Genomic DNA, 22324 nt, shown 5'->3' with positions numbered 1-22324 from the left:
AGCCTCGTCGATCAGAATTTGTTGCGCAGCGCTGCCACGACTTGCGGCGGCACAAATGGCGTCACATCGCCATCCATGGCTGCGATCTGCCGGACCAATGTAGCGGTAATAAACGCCACGTCAGGGGATGGAGGTAGAAAAACCGTCTGCACGTCCGCCGCCATGACGCCGTTCATGCCGGCCATCGGCATTTCGTAGTCGAGGTCGGAGCCGTTGCGCAGTCCCCTTATGAGAATGGTTGCGCCCACCTTGTTTGCGGCGTCGACGACAAGCCCCTCGAACGGCGTCACCTCGATACGCTCTTTTTCAAAGCGCTCGGCGGAGCTTTCGAGAATAAGTTCCCGCCGCTCTTCAAAAGTGAAAAGCGGTTTTTTCGATGGATGGATACCGATTGCCACGACGAGACGATCGCACAGCGTCAAGGCGCGACTGATCAAATCAATATGGCCGTTGGTAATCGGGTCGAAACTTCCGGGAAAGATTGCCGTTCGCTGGGTCATGACGGTCTTGTAGAAGCGTCCGCCGTGTGGAGCAACCACGCGCCTATCCCAACAGTGAATATGCCGTTCAAACACGGTTCATAAGAAAAAGTGCAACTTTTCTTCGCCTCCGCCGTTTCAAAATCGCAAGGAGAAACAACCATGCTTATTTTGATGCTCGCTCTGACAATGATGATTGCCATGATGATCGCCACTTTGGTAACGGCGCATCAGGAATCCGAAAAGCGTCGGAGTGTGGAATTGCGTATCCGATCCACGCCATTCGGCAAGGTTCGGCGTATTTGATCCTTACGGGAAGTATTTCCATTACCGACTGATATTTTGAGAGGGTCTATTTCGGCCCAAGATCAAAGGGGCCCGCCATGAGAATGGCGGGCCCCAATTTTTTGACATTTAATCAAAGCTCATTCGGTCTGGTCGTCCGGATCCGATTGGTCGACCGAAGCTGTAGCTGTTGGGTTGGGTGGTGACACTTCATCCACGTCGGACGAAACGATGGTGTCGTCAACCGCCTCTTCCTCTTCCGGCTCCGGGATGCGCTCTACCGATACGACCTTCTCTTCCTCCGATGTGCGGAAGATGGTCACACCCTTGGTCGCGCGACCAGCAAGCCGAATACCGCTGACCGGCACGCGTATGACCTGACCGCCATTGGTCACGAGCATAATCTGATCGGCGGTTTCGATCGGGAAGCACGCGACCAGTTTACCGATTTCCTTTTCGCGACCAGCGGCCGTGGCGCGGATTCCCTTGCCGCCACGGCCCGTCACACGAAAATCGTGTGAAGAGGACAGTTTTCCGAAGCCGCGGCTGGAAATCGTAAGCACCCACTGCTCCCGATCCGCCATTTCACGATAGCGATCCGCATCCAGTACGAAATCGTCCGAAACGACCTCATCGTCCGTTGTCGTTTCCATGTCCTCGGCATCGCCCAGCCGCCGTTCCGCCATCGACTGGCGTAAGTAAGCAGCCCGCTCGTCGCCAGACGCATCGGTGCCCGAAAGGATGGCCATGGAGATAACAGTGTCATCCGCCGCCAGATTGATGCCGCGGACACCTTGGCTAGACCGTCCGCCAAAGACGCGCACATCCCCGACACGGAAACGGATACACTGCCCGCCTGCCGTCGTCATCATAACGTCATCCGTGTCGGTACAGGTTTCGACCGCCAGGATTTCGGTGTCGTCGCCCTCATCGAACTTCATGGCGATCTTGCCATTCCGGTTGACCTGAACGAAATCCGACAGCTTGTTACGGCGAACCGTCCCGCGCGTCGTTGCGAACATGACGTCGAGTTCGCCCCAACTCTCTTCGTCCTCAGGCAATGGCATGATCGAGGTAATCCGCTCATTGTCCTGCAAAGGCAGCATGTTGCGCAGGAACTTTCCGCGCGATTGAGGCGTACCGACCGGCAAGCGCCAGACCTTTTCCTTGTAAACAATACCGCGGGACGAAAAGAACAGGACGGGTGTATGCGTATTGGCGACAAAAAGGCGGGTTACGAAATCCTCGTCCTTCGTCGACATGCCCGAGCGGCCCTTGCCGCCACGGCGCTGCGCACGATAGATCGATAGAGGGACGCGCTTGATGTAGCCGGAATGGCTAACCGTCACGACCATGTCTTCGCGGGCGATCAGATCTTCGTCGTCCATGTCGGCGACGTAATCGCAGATTTCCGTCCGGCGCGGCGTACCGAACTCCTCCTTCACAGCATGCAGTTCATCCTTGATGATCTGCTGAACGCGTGCGCGGGACGACAGGATGTCGAGATAATCACGAATTTCGGTAGCGATTGTTTCCAGTTCATCGGCGATTTCGTCACGGCCGAGCGCCGTCAGTCGCTGAAGGCGCAGCTCGAGAATGGCGCGGGCCTGCTCTTCGGAAAGATTATAGGTCCCGTCATCATTGAGCTTGTGACGCGGATCGTCGATCAGTTCGATCAGCGGCGCGACGTCCTTCGCAGGCCAGTGACGCTCCATCAGCTGTTCGCGCGCGATTTGTGGGTTCGGCGCGTTACGGATAAGGGCGATCACCTCATCGATATTGGCCACAGCGATAGCGAGACCAACCAGTACATGAGCCCGGTCGCGCGCTTTGTTGAGCAGGAACTTCGTGCGCCGCGTGACAACTTCCTCGCGGAACGCGACGAAGGCGCGCAGCATGTCGAGCAGGTTCATCTGCTCCGGTTTGCCGCCGTTCAGTGCGACCATATTGGCGCCGAAGGACGTCTGGAGCGGCGTGAAACGGTAAAGCTGGTTCAGCACGACATCCGCTGACGCATCGCGCTTTAGCTCCACGACGACGCGATAGCCGGAGCGGTCGCTTTCGTCGCGAATATCCGAAATACCCTCAATGCGCTTGTCGCGCACGAGTTCGGCCATCTTTTCGATCATGCCCGCCTTGTTCACCTGATAGGGCATTTCGGTGATGGCGATACACTCGCGATCGCCACGCAACTGCTCGATCGTGGCGCGGCCGCGCATTGGAATGGAGCCGCGTCCGCTCTCATAGGCCGAGCGGATGCCGGCGCGTCCGAGGATCAGGCCGCCGGTCGGAAAATCGGGTCCGGGGATGATCTCGGTCAGCCGTTCGATATCGATGGCGGGATCGTCGATCAGCGCGACGCATCCATCGACCAGTTCGCCGAGATTGTGCGGCGGGATATTGGTCGCCATACCGACCGCAATACCGCCGGAGCCATTGACGAGAAGGTTGGGAAACCGCGCCGGCAGTACCTTCGGCTCGCTTTCCGAACCATCGTAATTGTCCTGAAAATCGACGGTGTCCTTGTCGATATCTTCCAGAAGCTCGTGAGCAAGCTTGGCCAAGCGGCTTTCGGTATAACGCATCGCCGCCGGCGGATCGTTGTCGATCGAACCGAAATTGCCCTGCCCGTCGATCAACGGATCACGCAGGCTCCAGTCCTGCGCCATGCGCACCATGGAATCGTAAATCGCCGCGTCGCCATGGGGGTGATATTTACCCATCACGTCACCGACGATACGCGACGATTTCACGTATTTGCGGTTCCAGTGATAACCGCTCTCGTTCATCGCATACAGAATACGGCGATGCACGGGTTTGAGGCCATCTCGGACATCCGGCAACGCACGGCTGACGATCACGCTCATGGCGTAGTCGAGATAGGAGCGCTGCATCTCCTCGATGATCGAGATGGGCTCGAAGCCTTCGCCGTCAGAGCCGCCTGGCGGTATGGTCTGGTCAGTCACGTGTGAATACGTTTCCCGCTTAGAATCACTTGTCTTCTATATAGGGGTTCTCGCCGCCGATTGCGCGTGTCATGGACTGGCGAGACGCCACTATCCAGAGCTTTTGAAGGATTTCGGCCGTGGAACCAGATCGACTGCTAGAACCTTTCGCCACGCTGTTCGTCACAATCGATCCGATCGGGCTGGCGCCGCTCTTTCTTGCGCTCACCTCAGGCATGGACCGCAGCGAACGGAACCATGTCGCCATGCGGGGGGCGCTGACCGGGCTTGGCATCCTGCTGCTCTTTACCGTGGCCGGGCCGCTTATACTGAACCTGTTTGGGATCACCTTGCCGGCGTTCCGGGTGGCAGGTGGGCTTCTGCTGTTCTGGATCGCCTTCGAAATGATCTTCGGCAAACGGGAAGACCGCAAATCGAGCAATGTGAAACAGGCCAGAAGCCGAACGGAACTGGCCAATCTGGCAGTCTTTCCGCTGGCTATTCCACTTATCGCGGGGCCTGGCGCCATATCCGCGACGATTTTGCTCTCAGAACGTTTTCCCAGCCCGTCGGAACGTCTTGTCCTGATCGCGATTGTCGTCTTCGTCGTGGCGCTCTGCTATATTTTCTTCCGTATCGCAGACCGGATAGACGTCTATCTCGGTGAGACGGGACGGTCCGTGCTTACACGGTTACTCGGCGTCATTCTTTCTGCCCTGGCCGTGCAATTCATGGCCGATGGGATCAGAGGGCTTATCAATGGCTGACATGTCCGGCTAAACCTATGCGGGGGTCAGCGGTTCGTCTCCAGAAGCACGCGGCGTTCGTCATCGCTCCAGCCATGGACAGGGTCGTGTGCGCGAATAACGACTTCTCTCACGTCTGACGGGATCGCAACCTCCGACAGACTGCGGGTGAAAGGCTGCTCATTAACGTGCGGGTGAAGGAGAACTCGTTCGCCAAGCACCTCTCCTTCCGGGCTCAAGACCTGCCATTTATCGGCATAGTGATCCCAACCCTCGTCCTTATGGCGAAGCGCGACATGAAACGTGTAGCGGCCCACTTCGTTTCGCTCGTAACGAACATCGATGATCTCGACATCGCCCGCCAGGGCGGCGGAAACGGCTCCGGTAAAAAGACAACACACAGCGACCGCGGCTCTGATCATTATCCATTCTCCTCTCCGGCGGAGCCGCCGATCGGCCTAGAACGGTATATCGTCGTCCATGTCGGAATAGTTGCCGCCGCCTCCCGAGCCGCCACCCCGGTCTCCACCGCCGCCATAATCATCGCCGGCACGGCTGGAGCCGAAATCGGACCCGCCGCTACGGCTCATATCGCGACCGCCGCCGCCACCTTCACCTCGGCTATCGAGCATCTGCAGCTCCCCGCGGAAATTCTGCAGAACCACCTCGGTAGAATAGCGGTCATTGCCATTCTGGTCCTGCCATTTGCGGGTCTGCAACTGTCCTTCGATGTAAACCTTGGCGCCTTTTTTGAGATATTGTTCGGCGACCTTGGCGAGGTTTTCGTTAAAGATCACAACATTGTGCCACTCGGTTCGCTCGCGCCGTTCGCCACTATTGCGATCACGCCAGTTTTCCGATGTCGCAATACGCATATTCACGACCCTGCCGCCATTGTTCAGAGATCGTATTTCCGGGTCGGCTCCGAGATTGCCTACCAGAATGACCTTATTGACGCTGCCTGCCATTATGTTTCCTTCCGCATGATTGACGCGCTATGGGGCACGACGATTTGGCGCGACCCTATACCCTTCCCTCCGTGTCAGACCACCCCTAGCCACGGGTTGACAGGGCTTCATCAACAATTCTATGTTCCTATTATGTTCTCGATGCTGTCAAGCGGATCATCGGGAGAGCCTCTAAAGTTTCTCCGGGCGACAGATTGGATGGAAAAGGAGCAATGGGTTGAAGCAGTTTGGGCCACGATAGCGTTCACATTTTCTGAACCCCTCGTGAATGGCGCGCTCAAAGGGTGTTCACTCGTTCTTCCGTACGGTTAGATCGTCGATTGGACGCTGTAATGGAGCGGTTAGCAATCTGTTGGCCAGCGTACTTTCTTATCGAGAAGCACTCAGTGTCCCAAGCAAAGAGGAGCCTGTCATGTCCCCCCGTAAGAGAACTCTATCTATCATCGCATTCGTAGCCTTGGCCTTGCCAGCTGTGACCGTAATCGATGCCTCGGCACAGAGTACCGCCGAGCCGCTCAAACAGGTCGTCAAACCCAATTTACGGTTGAAGACCCCCGCCATGGAATCTGAACGAAGCGCTTCCAGCCGTCCTCAATGCGCACCTGAGGCCTTTGAAGCTTACGGCCGGTCCGCCGCGGTTCGGCGCTCTACCCGCGAAGAACGAGCCAAGCGAAGGGCTGTGCGCCGGTGGACGCGAGCGATCGAAGGGCGGGATATTCTGCCCAGAAACCGCGGCAAGCCGGTTTACGGCACCGATTATTCCGACTTCAGCAAGGCGAAGGTGATTTCGTTCAACTGTGCTGGCCGGCCACTTACCTGCAAGCTTGTTGCCCGGCCCTGCCGCTAAAGGGCACGCATTGAAAACAGGCGGCGCCGAATAATGTCGGCGCTGCCTTGCTCCCGCCAATCTATGTCAGGATGGCAGCCTGAAAGCGCTCGACATCGCCGATCGAATACCTACCTTCAGCGGAAACAGAATTCCCGAAAGCACCGATCCTTAGAATGGCCGAAAGCAAGTTCATATCCGTGCGCGGTGCGCGCGAGCACAATCTTAAAAATGTCGATCTGGACCTGCCGCGCGACAGTCTGATCGTGATGACGGGGCTGTCCGGCTCCGGCAAGAGTTCGCTGGCCTTCGACACGATCTATGCGGAGGGTCAGCGGCGCTATGTGGAGTCGCTATCGGCCTATGCGCGGCAGTTTCTCGAGATGATGCAAAAGCCGGATGTCGACCAGATCGACGGGTTGTCGCCGGCCATTTCAATCGAGCAGAAAACAACCAGCAAGAACCCGCGCTCGACTGTCGGCACCGTGACCGAGATCTATGACTATATGCGTCTTCTGTTCGCGCGGGTCGGCGTTCCCTATTCGCCCGCGACAGGGTTGCCGATCGAGAGTCAGACCGTCAGTCAGATGGTCGATCGTGTTCTGGCGCTGGACGAGGGCACGCGACTCTATCTGCTAGCGCCAATCGTCCGCGGCAGAAAAGGCGAATACCGCAAGGAACTGGCCGAACTTGAACGCAAGGGCTTTCAGCGGGTGAAGGTGAATGGCGAATATTACGAAATCGCCGACGCCCCTGCGCTCGACAAGAAATACAAGCACGATATCGATGTTGTTGTCGACCGACTCGTGGTTCGCGACGATATCGGACCCCGTCTTGCGGATTCCATCGAGACGGCGCTGCGGCTTGCAGACGGGCTCGCAGTCGCCGAGTTTGCAGATAAGCCGCTGCCTGACGAGAAACTGGCTGCCGCCGGCGCCAATCGCAACAAGAACGAAACGCATGAACGCGTCATGTTCTCGGAGAATTTTGCCTGTCCGGTATCTGGCTTTACGATTTCGGAAATCGAGCCGCGCCTGTTCTCATTCAACAACCCCGCCGGCGCGTGCCCGGGCTGTGACGGCATTGGCCACCAGCAGGCCATCGATGAGGATCTCGTCATCCCGGACAAGGATGTCGTGGTGCGCGAGGGAGCTATTGCGCCGTGGTCGCGATCGTCCTCCCCATACTATCTTCAGACGTTGATCGGCCTCGGCAAGGCTTACGGGTTCGACGTATCCGACCGCTGGCGTGATTTGTCCGCAGAGGCAAAAAAAGCGATCCTTTACGGTACCGGCCGCACCAAGGTGGCGTTCACCTACGATGACGGGATGCGATCCTACAAGACGTCGAAGACCTTCGAGGGCGTCATTCCGAACCTTCAGCGCCGCTGGAAGGAGACCGAAAGCGCCTGGTCGCGTGAAGAGATCGAGCGCTACATGGCGGCAACCCCCTGCCCGACCTGTGGCGGCTATCGGCTGAAACAGGAAGCGCTCGCGGTAAAGGTCGACGGGCTGCATATCGGCGAAGTCACCGAGCAGTCGATCAAGGCGGCCGATGCCTGGTTCTCCGACCTCGACGAGCGGTTGAACGAGAAGGACCGCGAGATCGCCTATCGCATCCTGAAGGAAATTCGCGAGCGTCTGCGGTTTCTCAACGATGTCGGCCTCGATTATCTGACGCTGTCGCGCAATTCGGGCACGCTCTCCGGCGGCGAGAGCCAGCGCATCCGCCTCGCCAGTCAGATCGGTTCCGGTCTGACCGGCGTTCTCTACGTTCTCGACGAGCCGTCTATCGGCCTGCACCAGCGCGACAATGACCGCCTGCTCGACACGCTCAAGCATCTGCGCGATCTCGGCAATACCGTGATTGTGGTGGAGCATGACGAGGATGCCATCCGCACCGCCGATTATGTTGTCGATATCGGCCCTCATGCCGGTGTTCATGGGGGCGAAGTTGTCGCAAAGGGCACTCCTGCGGAGATCATGGCGAACCCCAATTCGCTTACCGGCCAATATCTGTCCGGCGCGCAGGAGATCGCGGTGCCGAAGAAACGGCGCAAGGGCCAAAAGGGGCGACGGCTCAAGGTCGTCGGTGCGAAGGGTAACAACCTTCAGGACGTCACAGCGGAACTGCCGCTGGGCACCTTTTCCTGCGTCACCGGCGTATCCGGCGGCGGCAAGTCGACCTTCCTGATCGAAACGCTGTTCAAAGCGGCGAGCCGAAAGGTGATGGGCAGCCGTGACCACCCTGCCCCGCACGACCGGATCGAGGGGCTGGAATTCATCGACAAGGTGATCGATATCGACCAATCGCCTATCGGGCGGACGCCTCGCTCCAACCCGGCGACCTATACCGGCGCGTTCACGCCGATCCGCGACTGGTTCGCGGCGCTGCCGGAATCAAAGGCGCGCGGCTATCAGCCAGGCCGCTTTTCGTTCAACGTAAAGGGCGGGCGCTGCGAAGCCTGCCAAGGCGATGGGGTCATCAAGATCGAGATGCACTTCCTGCCAGACGTCTATGTCACTTGTGATGTCTGCGACGGCAAACGCTACAATCGTGAGACGCTGGAAGTCACTTTCAAAGGCAAATCGATTGCCGATGTGCTCGATATGACAGTCGAGGAAGGCGTGGAATTCTTCTCGGCCGTTCCTGCCGTTCGCGACAAGCTGGAGACGCTTGAGAAGGTCGGGCTCGGCTATGTTAAGATCGGCCAGCAGGCGACCACGCTCTCCGGCGGCGAGGCCCAGCGCATCAAGCTCTCCAAGGAACTTTCCCGCAAGGCGACGGGCCGGACGCTCTACATTCTCGATGAGCCGACCACGGGTCTGCATTTCGCCGATGTGGCCAAACTTCTCGACGTGCTTCACGAACTGGTCGAGCAAGGCAACACTGTCGTCGTGATCGAGCATAATCTGGAGGTCATCAAGACCGCCGATTACATTCTCGATCTCGGACCGGAAGGCGGCACTGGCGGAGGCGAACTCGTCGCATCGGGCACGCCGGAGGAGATTGCGAAAGAAGAGCGTTCCTATACGGGCCATTATTTGCGCCCGTTGCTCGGCCGACCAGCCGGGAAGCCTTCTGTCGAGGCTGCGGAGTGACGGCATCGGGAAACATCCGCGCCGGTATTGGTGGCTGGACGTTCAAGCCATGGGACGAGTCGTTTTATCCGGACGATCTAACCAAGAAACGCCAGCTCGAATATGCCAGCCGGCAGCTCAAGACGATAGAGGTCAACGGAACCTACTATGGCAGCCAAAAGCCGGCCACCTTCGCGAAGTGGCGTGAAGAGACGCCCGACGGTTTTATCTTCTCAATGAAGGCCAGTCGCTACTGCACCAACCGGAAGGTTTTGGCCGACGCCGGCGAGTCCATCGAGAAATTCATGGCACAGGGTCTTACGGAGCTGGGCGACCGGCTGGGTCCGATCCTCTGGCAGTTTATGGGCACCAAAAGCTTCGATCCGGACGACTTCGAAGCGTTTCTCAAACTGCTGCCGCAGAAGCAGGACGGCATCTCACTGCGTCACGTCGTCGAGCCGCGGCATGACAGTTTTCTGACGCCGGACTTCATCAAGATGATCGCAAAGCATGGCGTTTCGACCGTCATCGCCGATCATGACGACTATCCGATGTTCCCGGATATCACGGCGGATTTCGTCTATGCCCGTCTCCAGCGAGGCTCGGACGAAACGAAGACCTGCTATCCGCCAAAAGAGATCGACATGTGGGCAGAGCGCTTCAAGACCTATTCGAAAGGCGGCGTGCCGGACGATCTCGATCTGATCGCTCCGGACCGGGAGGTCGCCGAGAAGCCGCGCGATATTTTCGCCTTCTTCATTTCCGGCGGAAAGGTCAATGCGCCGACGGGAGCGCGAAGGCTGCAAACCGCTGTCGACGGCTAAAGCATGATGCCCCGGCGCATCTCTGCGCCGAGGTGACAATATTCTTCTGCTAGATTTTACTGTGCCGTCACAACCGACATGACAAGCTTGTCATCCACGCGGACAGGGCCATCCTCCTTGGCGCCGAGCGAATATTCGAAAACACCCGTCTTCATACCGCCGTCTTCGCCATGAACCATCAGCATGAGCTGATCGCCCGATGCGATTTCTTCCTGCAGGATTGCCGATACGTTTTCGTTTTCACCGGCCACGAGGGGTGCATAACCGACGACCGGACCCGGTTTGGCGCCGTCCTCGGTGCGGTGCACGACGAGCCAGCCATTGGCAGGGGCTGTCACACTTTCCGCCATCACGGTGCCGCCACTCATATCCTGATCCGATGCGCTCACCGCAGCGGTGGATTGAGCGGAAGCTGCAGAAGCGAAGCCAAGAGCAACAACGGAAAGCGAGGTGGCAAAAATCTTATTCATAGAGTGTTCCTTTTCAGGGGTGGGGTTCACCCGATCAAGGACGGCGACGACGGCATGAAAGTTTCAGCCAACCGAATTTCTGGCTTTAGGGACTTGATGTCATACCGAGACACGCTGCGCTCATGAACAAGATTACGATGGTGCCCGAGATCGTCGCCATTGGTTTGTCAGAGTGATCGCCAATCGGGCTTGAAACGGGAAAAATCCATTGACTGGGCTGCCATTTCGCTCGCCGTGTCGTCAGCCTCCGCGTCCTCAAGCAAAAATCCGGCCGCGTTGCGCACTCTGTCGCGTTCCCAATCGAATGTAAGCGCTTTCTCAACATAGGCGAACGCGATTTTCGCCTGCCGTCGTAACGGGGCGTTATACTCCGTTGGCAGGATTTGATGGAGGGACCGGAGACTTAGCTGCAGTTCTTCCGCAACCTCGACCGAGCCCGCTCCATCGCGCCCGATTCCCATAAAAGCCGATGAAATAAGAGCGTCCGGTGAAATCGCCCGTACGCGAATGCGATCGTCCGCTTCCCATTTTCCGATATTCTGTGCATCGATCCGGGCATTGTTGAAGACCGAAACGACCGTATCGATAATATCGATGGCGGTGCCGGGATCATTGATGCCGGGCGACAGAGCCCGCTCGGCGATTTCGCCTAAAATCCGCAATCCCATTACCGGATCTTCGCTAAGCGTACGGACAGGCCCCACTTCAAAACAGTCCCGCAAGGCGTCTTCGGTTTCCTCATCGATTTGCACGCCGCGTACCCAGATGAGAGGATCACGGGGAGAGACCGTGGCGCCTGGAATGGCGTCGACGAAAACACCCCATGAGCCATCGCCCATTGCGGCGCGAATATCCTCGCAACTATAGCCAATCACAATCCCGGCTTTTCGGGGATATATCGGTCGGCCATCCTGGGGCGGCGCTTCGTCCAATTCGGCCAGAACCCCCATCCGCGCCGGATTGGCAATGTATTTGGCCAGCAGCTGCGTTGCGTGGTCGGCGACCCGCTCGATGGTATGGCGCAACTGGCCCATACGCGTGACATGATCGATCCAGTAAACGAAAGTTCCGACAACCCAGATGAACACGGCCAGCGTCATCATGAACAGAACGACCCGACCGGGTGAGCCGAAATAGCTGAAATTGACGCCGATCAACCCGATCATGGCGAAAATGAAAGCGCCGATAAAGCTGGAGATTGCCTGCCGCGTGGAGGTATCGGATACAACAATTTCAAAAGCGCGGGGGGTCGTGCTGCTCAGCGCCGCGTTATAGGTCGATACCATCACGGAGACTGCGAAAGTCGCTACCGCCAACATGGATGAAGCAATGATCGTCAGAAGGCTTTCGATGGTCTCCACCGACACGTCCAGGAAGGCAATCTCCGGAATAAAGGTGTCAGTGGTGGTCGCAATCGTCACCGTCGCGATCGCCACGACGCAATAGACGGCGGGACGAACCCATAGACGCCCCTTGAGCCAACGCCAGAAGCGCTTGAGTCTGATCCTCATGCTTTATTGCCTTTTCTGACCTTGGAGTTGCTGCAGAACGGCTGGCAATTGGTCGGGCAGATCGTCCGCCGTCAATCCCGTTCCGAAGCGACGGGCAGCCTCAGAATGAAGCCACACTGCCGCACAGGCCGCCTCGAATCCCGGCATTGATTGCGCGCACAGACCTGCGATCATGCCTGCCAGCACATCGCCGGAACCCGCCGTCGCAAGTAGCGGCGTGCCATTCGTATTGATGGCTATGCGCCCATTCGGCTCCGCAATGATTGTGTCAGGCCCTTTGAGAAGCACAATCGCGCCCGCACGACCAGCGGTTCTCGACGCCTTCTCTGTTTTGGGCCTGCTGTCCGAAGCCAGGTCAGGAAAAAGGCGGGCGAACTCGCCCGAATGCGGCGTCATAATAACCCGATGACGTGATCGCCCGATCGCGTCGAATAAGATGTCCGGCTCATCGTGAAAACTAGTCAAGGCATCGGCATCCAGGACAATGGTTCGGTTCGGACCTTCCTCAGCATTCGAAACCAGACAGCCCAATACGATTTCACGAAGTTCCTGACCGACGCCGTAGCCCGGACCGGCCACCAGGGCACGCTCCCTGCCCTTGGCAACGCGCTCTATCACGGCTTTGGGTGAGGCTGCCTGGTTCACCATGATAGCCGTTACGTGCACGGCATGAATGTAAGCGGCGCGCTCCGGAGCGATCAGGGTTATGGCCCCTGCCCCGACTCTGGCGGCGGCACGCGCGGAAAGCCGCGATGCGCCCGTCGAGAGCGCGTTACCCGATAAAACCGCCGCCCCGCCGCGATCATACTTGTGAGTATCGTCTTGCGGCATCGGTAGATCGGGCAACCAAAGCGCGGGACCATTCAACCGATAGCGTGGTTCGATGATCTGCAGGACCTTTTCGTCGATGCCGATATCTTCGACGTAAAGTTCTCCGCAATGAGCCCGACCCGGATAAAGCCAATGACCTGGTTTGCCGCGAAAAAACGTAACCGTATGTTCGGCCGTGATAGCCGTTCCATGAACCTGTCCGTCATCGCCGCCAATACCGCTCGGCACGTCCACTGCAACGATGCAGGCGCCGGATTGGTTGGCTTTTTCTATTGCATCGGCGGCGTCGCCTTCAATGTCTCTGGAGAGCCCTGCCCCAAAAAGTGCGTCAACGATCAGAACAGCCTCATGAGGAGCGAATTCGGCAATTGCGTGAACCGTTCTCCCCCATTGCGTTTTCGCCCATGCCGCATCGCTATCGGGGCGCGGCTTTCCCAATGCGTAGATCGTCACATCGCGCCATTCAGCCGCGAGTATCGCTCCAAGAGCGTATCCATCCCCGCCATCGTTTCCCGGGCCGCAAAGGACCTGAATTGACTGGTCGGGCTTTGCGATAGAGCGTATCAGGCGCGCTACCGCCTCGGCTGCATTGCGCATGAGGGTGACGCCTGCAACGCCGCTCTCTATTGTCAGCCGGTCAGCCTGACCCATGTCCTGCGTCGAAAGAAGATGCATGCTCGCTACCCATTGATCGGGGGAGATAGATGCAAGCGATTTTGGATCAATCAACCGTAAACGCAAAAATGCCCGGTCAGGACGCGCTTAACTTGAATGCAAATTGCTCATCATTTAGGCATTGGCTTGAATAGTATACATCGATCCAATCCAGCCGGTTCCGGCTGCCCGGTCTTTTACAAAGCCGGCCAAGGACTGGCACGGATCATGCTTAATTCATACCGGGCGGGCACCTAGCACCCGGTCACTTCATCAGGGGAGGCCTCCAAATTCCATGAAAAAGATCGAAGCGATCATCAAACCCTTCAAACTGGACGAGGTGAAAGAGGCGCTGCAGGACGTTGGACTGCAGGGAATCACCGTTACGGAAGCCAAGGGGTTTGGACGCCAGAAAGGTCACACCGAGCTTTATCGGGGCGCCGAATATGTCGTGGACTTTCTACCGAAGGTAAAAGTCGAGATCGTCCTTCCCGACGAAAGTGTGGAAGCGGCCATCGATGCCATCCGCAATGCCGCCCAGACAGGCCGGATCGGCGATGGCAAGATTTTCGTTTCCGCCATCGAAGAAGTGATCCGCATCCGCACCGGAGAAACCGGCGCCGATGCCGTATGATTGGGACGAGCACCTTCCCTCTCTCACAACTGGCGCCAGCCAGTGAAAAGCCAACCGCGTAACGAACCCAAGGGGAACGCATAGAATGACTTCGGCTAGCGATATCGCAAAGCAGATCAAAGACAATGATGTGAAATTCGTGGACCTGCGCTTTACCGACCCGCGCGGCAAGATGCAGCACGTCACAATGGACGCCAGCCTCTGCGACGAAGATCTCTTCGCCGAAGGCGTGATGTTCGACGGCTCGTCCATTGCCGGCTGGAAGGCGATCAACGAGTCCGACATGCTTCTGATGCCGGATACCGATACGGCGCATGTCGACCCATTCTTCGCCCAGTCCACCATGTCGGTCTTCTGCGACATTCTCGACCCGGTTTCCGGCGAGTCGTACAACCGCGACCCGCGCGGTACGGCCAAGAAGGCAGAAGCCTACATGAAGGGCGAAGGGATCGGCGACACCATTTATTTCGGCCCGGAAGCCGAGTTTTTCGTTTTCGACGACGTCAAGTTCAGCACCGATCCGTACGATACGCGCTTCCAGCTCGACAACATCGAACTGCCGACGAATATGGGCGCGGATTACGAGACCGGAAACCTTGGCCACAGGGTACGCACCAAGGGCGGCTACTTCCCGGTTCCGCCGGTAGACAGCGCGCAGGACATGCGTTCCGAGATGCTGACCGTTCTGACCGAGATGGGCGTCACGGTCGAAAAGCATCACCACGAAGTTGCGGCTGCCCAGCACGAACTCGGCATCATGTTCGACGAAATGGTGCGCAACGCCGACAAGATGCAGATCTACAAATACGTTGTGCATCAGGTCGCAAGCGCCTATGGCAAGACGGCGACGTTCATGCCGAAGCCTGTCTACGGCGACAACGGCACCGGCATGCATTGCCACCAGTCGATCTGGAAAGGCGGCGAGCCGACCTTTGCCGGTGACCAGTATGCCGGTCTTTCCGAGAGCTGCCTCTATTACATCGGCGGCATCATCAAGCACGCTAAAGCGCTGAATGCCTTCACCAACCCGTCGACGAACTCCTACAAGCGTCTCGTGCCAGGCTTCGAGGCTCCGGTTCTGCTCGCCTATTCGGCGCGCAACCGGTCTGCGTCCTGCCGTATTCCGTTCGGCTCCTCGCCCAAGAGCAAGCGCGTCGAGGTTCGCTTCCCGGATCCGACGGCTAACCCTTACCTCTGCTTCGCTTCCATGCTGATGGCTGGCCTCGACGGTATCAAAAACAAGGTTCATCCTGGCGATGCGATGGACAAGGATCTCTACGATCTGCCGCCGGAGGAACTGAAAGACATCCCGACGGTCTGCGCTTCTTTGCGTGAGGCCTTGGAAAGCGTCGATGCCGACCGGTCCTTCCTGACGGCAGGCGGTGTCTTCGATGACGACCAGATCGATGCCTATATCGACCTGAAGATGGAAGAAGTCATCCGCTTCGAACACACGCCGCACCCGGTCGAGTTCGACATGTACTACTCTGTCTGATCGACAGTTCTTGTGACAAAAGGAAAGGCCCCGGTTTTGCCGGGGCCTTTTTCATTCCGCTGCATTTTATGACATGAGGCGAATGTGTCAGCGCCTGGCTGCATGAAAAAGATCGGCGGCAGCTTTCATCTCGATCCAGCGCGTCTCGCGCCGCTTCCGCGCTTCGTAATCCTCACCCCATAGCGCGATGTTCCAGTCTTCATCGACGTGAGCAGCGGACCAGGCGGTCTCCGCATCGAATTTTTCTGCCGCAACTGCAAGCGCCAACATGACCGAGCCTGTCAACGTCGTCATGGAATGAATTGCTGCAAGCTGAAATGGGTTATCATAGGTTGAGATATGACGCGAAATCGTCTCCAGCGCGTCGGCGGGCTGCTCGGTAAACACAATGCCGCCCGTCGTCTTAAAATCTGCGCCGATATCGTCGCATAGCCAGACCAGTACGGGGTCCCAGGCCCGGCGCTGATTCTCTACCAGACCTTCTGGCGCTTCGGCCCTGTAGCAGAGCAAATCAGACCCAGCGAAGCGAACCAGATCATCAGCGACCGCCATCATATTTTCTGCAACCCCTTCAGCCGCGCTGTTGGCCAGGCGGAAAACAGGCATTTTCAAGGGGTCAAGAACATCCACCTGATCGGCGAACTCATTCGCCACGAGTGCGGCCATGTCCCTTGTCGGGAAAGCCAGAACTTTCTGACCAGGCGTTTTCACCACCCGCCCGTCCAACAGCACAGCATATCCGGAAGAATCGTCGGTCTCCCCGACATCTGCGTTTTTGTAGAAGCGTTTTGGCAGCGGACGTCGCATCTGCTCACGGGCTTTTTGGGTGGGATCGGAGGCGGTATCCTGGCCCCCCTTTTCGATCGACTCCAGTTGATCGCGCATAGACCCGCTTCCCTTCGTTTCCTACACAGCCTCAGGCAGACACGTCAGAAGTTGATCCGGCCGCGACAGGACCACCTCCGCGCCTGCACGCCGCAGCGCATCGACTGAACCATAGCCCCAATCAACGCCGATGGCCCTCGCGTCGGCGGATACGGCCATCTCCATATCGTAAACCGTATCGCCAATCACCAGCGTATCTGCGGGCTCCATTCCCGTCTCCGAGCAACATTCCCACACCATTGCGGGGTGGGGCTTGCTAGGACAATCATCTGCGGTTCGCACCGTCACGAAGTGATCGCCGAAACCATGCGCGGCAAAAACGCTGGCGACACCCCGTCTACTTTTGCCGGTCACGATGCCCAGCAAAACGTCGTCTCTCATTTCAAGCGTGGCGATCAATTCAGCGATCCCGTCATAGATCGGATCGGCGTATTGTCCGGCGAGCCGCATACGATGATAGTGCTCCTTGTAGCGCTGAACCAGATGCGGCACATCCGACGCCGCATTTGCGGGAAGGAGTTCGGCGATAGCCAGGTCGAGGCTGCGACCTATGACATTGCGTGTCGCTTTTGTAGGCGGCAGGGGTAGACCATGTTCCGCAAAGGTCGCGTCCATAGTGGCGCAGATCAGCCCAGCGCCGTCCACAAGAGTGCCGTCGCAATCGAAGAGAACGAGTTTCATTCGCCCTGCTCTGATTGTTCCGCCGCGTTTTCGTCCAGCCCGAGCAGATTCCAGCTTTGCACCATGTGCGGCGGCAGCGGCGCGGTTACGTCCAAAACACCGCCATTTGGATGGGGAATGCGAATTCGCCGGGCGTGCAAATGCAGCTTATTCTGTATGCCGCCTGGAAAATCCCAATTGTGATCGGCCTCGAAATATTTGGTATCGCCAATAATCGGATGGCCGATATGCAATGCATGCACCCGTAACTGATGGGTTCGACCGGTCTCCGGTTCCATCTTCAGCCAGGCAAGATCCTGACCGGCGCGCTCAATCACCTCATAGGTCGATAGAGCGTGATCCGCCCCTTCCCGACCATGACGAACGTTTCTCATACGATCGCCGTCCGGCGTCGGCTCCTTGACCAGCCAGGTCGATATTCGGCCGCTTGCCGGTTTTGGCACGCCCTTCACCAGCGCCCAGTAGGTTTTCTGGGTCGTGCGGACGCGAAATGCTTCGGTTAATTTCTGAGCTGCACCGCGTGTCCTGGCTACGACCAGGACGCCGGACGTATCTCTGTCGAGCCGGTGTACGAGCCGTGGCTTTTCGCCTTTCGGGCTGCGCCAGGCTTCCAGCATGGAGTCGACCGAGCGAAGGATGCCGGACCCACCCTGCACGGCGAGGCTTGCTGGCTTGTTGAAGACCAAGACCTTCTTGTCCTCGTGCAGCAGCATTGACGATAACAGGTCGCCATCGGCTCTGTCCCGCATTGTCCGGTGCGTCAGCGGGCCGGATTGCTTGCGATCCGTTGCCATGGGCGGGATGCGAACTGTTTGTCCTGGCTGGAGCCGAGTGTCGGACTTCACCCGGCCGCCATCGACCCGTACCTGTCCACTACGCAGCAGCTTTTGTAGCGCGCCGAAACCGAGTCCCGGATAGTGCGATTTGAACCAGCGATCGACGCGCATACCTGCTTCGTCTGCATCCACTGTTATCTGTTCCACTCCGGCCATGGCGGTCCTGTTGATGGCATCGCAATATTGATCGACCGCAGCAGACCGTTTCTGCCTGAGGCCGATCAAGGGCAGAGCCCTTTTTGAGAGGAAGTGTCCTAACCGGCCATGCGCCCCAAGGCCAGCCCTGCAAACAAGGCTAAAATGGCAAGGACGACGCTGGCCGCGACATAGAGAAGCGACTGTGTGGCTTCGCCCCTCTCCCATAGGGTCGCGACATCAAGGCTGAATGAGGAAAATGTGGTGAACCCGCCGAGAAAACCGGTCGCAAGAAAAAGCTTCCATTCGACACCCGGCAGACGCGGCAAAACCCAGCTTACAATCACACCCATGATAAACGAGCCCAGAATATTCACTGTCAGGGTGCCTACAGGAAAGCCGGGTCCAAACAAGCGGAACGTTCCTATACCAACGAGATGCCGTGACAGAGCACCAAGCGCCCCACCCGCCATAACCGCAAAAAAACCCTGCATGCCCGGTCCCCAATTTACAATTCACGATTGGCATTAACAGTCGCGCATGAGGCTCGCCAGAGCCATGTTCGAGGCGTATAGAAGATGCGCGTTTTTTGCATACCAAATCTCTCAATTTGCTGCCTTATTAGCTCACCGAAATATAAAGTCATTTTGCCTTATTCTCGCGATTTCAATTGCTTGAAGGATTCTATGTAAGCTGAATCTGATATTGCATTGCGATATCGACGTCATATGGCTATCACATTTCCATCGAGCACCTTTTTCGTCGCCCGAAACCCATTTGTTGCCAAGGCATTACGCTTTCACCAACCATCGGCTCATTAGCGCCATCGTATGGTGCTGAGTTCAATGTGTGGTGCCGAGCGCCTGTTTTGCGGCGGCGCAGCAAATCTGCGGGTACATTTATTTTGTTATATTCTGAATCTGTTTCCTCTTCGTCCATGCCATCGCTCTATCTGAGAGCTATCGGATATCTCTTCCCGGAAAAGAAACGCGTTACTGTCATCTGCGGCGCCAATGTCGCTTTGGCTGCCGTTGCGGTTTATGAGCCCGTTCTTCTCGGTCATGTCTTCGATGCGATCGCCGGCAATGGCGTGCTCGTATCGGAGTTGGCGCTCTGGCTGGCCGTAGGCGCCTTCAACATCGTTGCCTTCATTCTCGTCGCCCTCGCCGGCGACCGTCTGGCCAACAAAAACAAGATGAGAGTGCTTCTCGAAAGCTACGAGCACGCGATGCGCCTGCCTCTTGCCTTTCATCAGCAATCTGGCGGGTCGCGCGTTTTGCATACGATGCTGCGCGGGGTCGATACACTGTTCGGCCTATGGTTGGACTTTATGCGGGTTCATCTGGCGACCGTCGTCGCTTTGATCTTCCTGGTCCCGACCGCGCTGGCAATGGATTGGCGGCTCAGTGTGGTTCTCTTTTCTCTGGCCGCGGCATATGCGGCGACAAGCCGCTTTGTTATGGGTAAGACCGAGAATGGGCAGCGCGCGCTCGAACAGTCGAACCACCGCGTCTTTGGGCATGTGACTGACACAGTCAGCCATGTCGGCCTTCTACAAAGCTATAACCGCATCGCGACGGAAACGAATACGCTGCGCATTTTTGCGCGGCGTCTTCTGGACGAACAATATCCAGTTCTCAACTGGTGGGCGATTGCGGCCACGTTGAACCGCCTTGCATCGACACTTTCCATGGCCGTCGTTCTCTTGATCGGCAGCATGCTGGTGAGCCGTGGCGAGCTTGCGATCGGTGAAGTCGTCGCATTCACCGGTTTCGCCGGCCTGCTTATCTCGCGCCTCGACCAGATCACCGGCTTCCTTAATCAGCTTCATGACAGCCGAGCGCGCCTTCAGGCGTTCTATCAGTTGGAAGACCAACAGGGTGGAGAGCTGACCGGCGCAAATCAGTGCGCAATAGAACATGTCTCCGGGGCGGTTCGCTTCGAGAATGTCTCCTTCTGCTATCCATCATCAAGCCGCGGCGTGACAAATATCGACTTCGAGGTACTGCCTGGCCAGACGGTCGCGCTTGTCGGGCCGACCGGCTCAGGTAAGAGCACGATCATCAACCTGCTACAGGCGGTGCAGTCGCCATCCGAAGGGCGGATAACCATTGACGGGACCGATATTAGCGAGGTGTCCCAGCACTCACTGCGTAAGAATATCGCGACGGTCTTCCAGGACCCATCGATCCTGAACAGAACCATTGAAGAGAATATCCGTGTCGGCCGGGAACCGGCCAGCCATGACGAGATCGTCCGGGCTGCGAAAGCGGCGTCGGCGGACGGTTTCATCGAATGCAAGGATGGTGGTTACAACGCCTCGGCTGGCGACCGCGGCGGCTGCCTTTCCGGCGGTGAACGTCAGCGTATAGCCATTGCCCGCGCCGTGCTGAAGAACGCACCGATTCTGGTTCTGGACGAAGCGACAAGCGCACTGGACGTGGAAACCGAAAGCAAGGTTCAGATGGCACTCGATCAGTTGCGGCAGGGTCGGACAACTTTTGTGGTGGCGCACCGGCTTTCAACGATCCGCGATGCCGATCTCATTCTCGTCATCGAGGACGGCCGTATCGTCGAAAAAGGTCAGTATCAGCAACTGGCTGCTACTGGCGGCCGATTTGCCGATCTCCTGGCCGCTGGCGGCTTTCAAACCGAGCCGGTGGACCCCATTTCCATCGAGCAGGCAGGAAGCAACGTTCAGCCCTTTCCCCGCTCACGGCGCAGCTTGCTCCAATATTCCAGCCGTTTGCCGATGTCCCGTTCGAAACCACGATCGACGGGCCGGTAATATTGCTGCCGCTCCATCGCTTCCGGAAAATAGTTCTGGCCTGAAAAGGCGTCGGGCTGATCGTGATCGTATCGATAACCTTCGCCGTTGCCCTCTTCCTTCATGAGCTTGGTGGGCGCATTGAGGATATGCCGTGGCGGCAAAAGCGACCCGTTTTCCTTGGCGCTCCGCATAGCCGATTTGTAAGCTGTGTAGGCTGCATTGGATTTGGGAGCGGTCGCAAGATAGATGGCGGCTTGCGCGAGAGCCAGTTCGCCTTCGGGACTGCCAAGATAGTCATAAGCGTCCTTGGCGGCATTTGTTATGACAAGCGCTTGCGGATCGGCAAGGCCGATATCCTCGCTGGCCATGCGGATGAGCCGGCGGCCAAGAAAGAGCGGATCCTCGCCAGCGTCCAACATTCGGCAGAGATAATAGAGAGCGGCGTCCGGATCTGAGCCTCGCACTGCCTTATGCAGCGCCGAGATCAGATTGTAATGCCCATCCTGGCCCTTATCGTATATCGGCGCACGGCGCTGAAGGATGGATTGCAACTCATCCGCATTGAGTGTTTCACCTATTTTGGCGGAGCGCCAGATTTCCTCTGCCAGCGTCAACGCGGCCCGCCCGTCACCATCCGCCATGCGGACCACAACGGCGCGCGCATCGTCATCCAGTGGTAAGGCCTTTCCTTCCGCTTCTTCTGCTCGGGCCAGAAGCAATTCGATGTCATCCGTTTGCAAGGAGCGGAAGGTGAGAACACGGGCGCGCGATAGCAATGCCGCATTCAATTCAAAACTCGGATTCTCGGTCGTCGCCCCGACGAGAATGACTGTACCGTCCTCCATGACCGGCAGAAAACTGTCCTGCTGCGCGCGGTTGAAGCGATGGATTTCATCAATAAACAAAAGCGTCTGCCGACCCTGCGAGCGGCGCAGGCGAGCTGCTTCGAAAACTTTCTTCAGATCGGCCACACCGGAGAAGATCGCCGAGATTTGTTCGAATGAGAGGTCCGTTTGACCTGCCAGCAGGCGTGCGACAGTTGTTTTCCCTGTCCCGGGCGGTCCCCAAAAAATCATCGAGCCCAGAGTGCCGGACGACCGCATACGCGTCAGCGCGCCCTCCCCGCCTGTCAAATGCGGCTGTCCGACGACTTCCGACAATGCGGTCGGCCGAAGACGATCAGCGAGAGGCCGGTTCGGCGATCCGCTACCGGAACCCTCGTCGAGTTCACCTTCGTGTTGCTGGAAAAGATCGGCCATGGATCGTTCG

19 protein-coding genes are annotated in these 22324 nt (G+C 57.7%); 7 read left to right on the top strand and 12 right to left on the bottom strand.

Translation table 11 applies throughout. From position 1 onward, the window contains the following. Nucleotides 1–11: 11 nt before the first annotated feature. A complete protein-coding gene (coaD, locus tag NIM86_RS14985) occupies nucleotides 12–500 on the bottom strand; it encodes a pantetheine-phosphate adenylyltransferase (protein WP_253383486.1) in 489 nt (162 codons plus the stop codon). A gap of 141 nt (nucleotides 501–641) precedes the next feature. Between coaD and NIM86_RS14980 the strand changes: the two genes are divergently transcribed. Then, the gene (locus tag NIM86_RS14980) at nucleotides 642–785 is read left to right on the top strand and encodes a hypothetical protein (protein ID WP_253383316.1); all 144 of its coding nucleotides are present in this window, start codon (nucleotides 642–644) and stop codon (nucleotides 783–785) included. A 119-nt stretch (nucleotides 786–904) separates the two neighbouring features. Here NIM86_RS14980 and gyrA read toward each other — a convergent pair whose 3' ends face one another. Beyond that, nucleotides 905–3730, bottom strand: a complete 2826-nt coding sequence (gyrA, locus tag NIM86_RS14975) for a DNA gyrase subunit A (RefSeq protein ID WP_253383315.1) — start codon at nucleotides 3728–3730, stop codon at nucleotides 905–907. A gap of 119 nt (nucleotides 3731–3849) precedes the next feature. Here gyrA and NIM86_RS14970 point away from each other — a divergent pair, with 119 nt between their 5' ends. Further along, entirely contained in the window at nucleotides 3850–4476 is a 627-nt protein-coding gene (locus NIM86_RS14970; protein WP_253383314.1) for a MarC family protein, read from the top strand. 26 nt (nucleotides 4477–4502) lie between these two features. Here NIM86_RS14970 and NIM86_RS14965 read toward each other — a convergent pair whose 3' ends face one another. Both NIM86_RS14965 and NIM86_RS14960 read right to left on the bottom strand, forming a co-directional pair. Further along, entirely contained in the window at nucleotides 4503–4877 is a 375-nt protein-coding gene (locus NIM86_RS14965) for a hypothetical protein (RefSeq protein ID WP_253383313.1), read from the bottom strand. A 36-nt stretch (nucleotides 4878–4913) separates the two neighbouring features. Beyond that, nucleotides 4914–5423 carry a single-stranded DNA-binding protein gene (locus NIM86_RS14960; RefSeq protein ID WP_256478523.1) on the bottom strand — a complete coding sequence of 170 codons (510 nt, stop codon included), beginning with the start codon at nucleotides 5421–5423 and terminating at the stop codon, nucleotides 4914–4916. 1002 nt (nucleotides 5424–6425) lie between these two features. Here NIM86_RS14960 and uvrA point away from each other — a divergent pair. Then, nucleotides 6426–9350, top strand: coding sequence for an excinuclease ABC subunit UvrA (gene uvrA / locus NIM86_RS14955; RefSeq protein ID WP_253383312.1), 2925 nt, complete (start codon nucleotides 6426–6428; stop codon nucleotides 9348–9350). Beyond that, nucleotides 9347–10153, top strand: a complete 807-nt coding sequence (locus tag NIM86_RS14950) for a DUF72 domain-containing protein (protein ID WP_253383311.1) — start codon at nucleotides 9347–9349, stop codon at nucleotides 10151–10153. Before uvrA ends, NIM86_RS14950 begins: the two co-directional genes overlap by 4 nt. Nucleotides 10154–10209: 56 nt before the next feature. On the opposite strand, the gene NIM86_RS14945 is transcribed toward NIM86_RS14950, so the two are convergent. The 3 genes from NIM86_RS14945 to NIM86_RS14935 all read right to left on the bottom strand — a co-directional run bounded on the left by NIM86_RS14945 (nucleotide 10210) and on the right by NIM86_RS14935 (nucleotide 13640). Then, a complete protein-coding gene (locus NIM86_RS14945; RefSeq protein WP_253383310.1) occupies nucleotides 10210–10623 on the bottom strand; it encodes a hypothetical protein in 414 nt (137 codons plus the stop codon). Between the two features lie 167 nt (nucleotides 10624–10790). Next, nucleotides 10791–12134, bottom strand: a complete 1344-nt coding sequence (locus tag NIM86_RS14940) for a DUF2254 domain-containing protein (protein WP_253383309.1) — start codon at nucleotides 12132–12134, stop codon at nucleotides 10791–10793. 3 nt (nucleotides 12135–12137) lie between these two features. Next, on the bottom strand, nucleotides 12138–13640 hold the full coding sequence (locus NIM86_RS14935) for an NAD(P)H-hydrate dehydratase (protein WP_253383308.1): 1503 nt from the start codon (nucleotides 13638–13640) through the stop codon (nucleotides 12138–12140). Nucleotides 13641–13914: 274 nt separating this feature from the next. On the opposite strand from NIM86_RS14935, the gene NIM86_RS14930 reads away from it, so the two are divergent. Both NIM86_RS14930 and glnA read left to right on the top strand, forming a co-directional pair. Continuing rightward, nucleotides 13915–14253 (top strand): P-II family nitrogen regulator, encoded by a 339-nt coding sequence (locus NIM86_RS14930; RefSeq protein ID WP_253383307.1) that lies wholly within the window; start codon nucleotides 13915–13917, stop codon nucleotides 14251–14253. 85 nt (nucleotides 14254–14338) lie between these two features. Then, nucleotides 14339–15748 (top strand): type I glutamate--ammonia ligase, encoded by a 1410-nt coding sequence (gene glnA / locus NIM86_RS14925; protein WP_253383305.1) that lies wholly within the window; start codon nucleotides 14339–14341, stop codon nucleotides 15746–15748. Nucleotides 15749–15835: 87 nt separating this feature from the next. Here glnA and NIM86_RS14920 read toward each other — a convergent pair whose 3' ends face one another. The 4 genes from NIM86_RS14920 to crcB form a co-directional block, all read right to left on the bottom strand. Next, complete coding sequence (locus NIM86_RS14920) at nucleotides 15836–16633, bottom strand: ATP12 family chaperone protein (RefSeq protein ID WP_253383304.1); 798 nt, start codon at nucleotides 16631–16633, stop codon at nucleotides 15836–15838. A 21-nt stretch (nucleotides 16634–16654) separates the two neighbouring features. Next, nucleotides 16655–17314, bottom strand: coding sequence for an HAD-IA family hydrolase (locus tag NIM86_RS14915; RefSeq protein WP_253383303.1), 660 nt, complete (start codon nucleotides 17312–17314; stop codon nucleotides 16655–16657). After that, nucleotides 17311–18306: an RluA family pseudouridine synthase gene (locus tag NIM86_RS14910; RefSeq protein WP_253383302.1), complete on the bottom strand. Its 996-nt coding sequence runs from the start codon at nucleotides 18304–18306 to the stop codon at nucleotides 17311–17313. Before NIM86_RS14910 ends, NIM86_RS14915 begins: the two co-directional genes overlap by 4 nt. A 98-nt stretch (nucleotides 18307–18404) precedes the next feature. Continuing rightward, on the bottom strand, nucleotides 18405–18779 hold the full coding sequence (gene crcB / locus NIM86_RS14905) for a fluoride efflux transporter CrcB (protein WP_253383301.1): 375 nt from the start codon (nucleotides 18777–18779) through the stop codon (nucleotides 18405–18407). 443 nt (nucleotides 18780–19222) lie between these two features. Here crcB and NIM86_RS14900 point away from each other — a divergent pair, with 443 nt between their 5' ends. Further along, nucleotides 19223–21073, top strand: coding sequence for a glucan ABC transporter ATP-binding protein/ permease (locus tag NIM86_RS14900; RefSeq protein ID WP_253383483.1), 1851 nt, complete (start codon nucleotides 19223–19225; stop codon nucleotides 21071–21073). Here NIM86_RS14900 and NIM86_RS14895 read toward each other — a convergent pair. After that, on the bottom strand, nucleotides 20983–22314 hold the full coding sequence (locus NIM86_RS14895; protein ID WP_253383300.1) for a replication-associated recombination protein A: 1332 nt from the start codon (nucleotides 22312–22314) through the stop codon (nucleotides 20983–20985). The genes NIM86_RS14900 and NIM86_RS14895 overlap by 91 nt on opposite strands. Nucleotides 22315–22324: the final 10 nt, after the last annotated feature.

The organism is Notoacmeibacter sp. MSK16QG-6 (assembly GCF_024158145.1).
Taxonomy (GTDB): Bacteria; Pseudomonadota; Alphaproteobacteria; order Rhizobiales; family Rhizobiaceae; genus Notoacmeibacter.
This window is presented reverse-complemented; position numbering and strand designations above follow the sequence as displayed.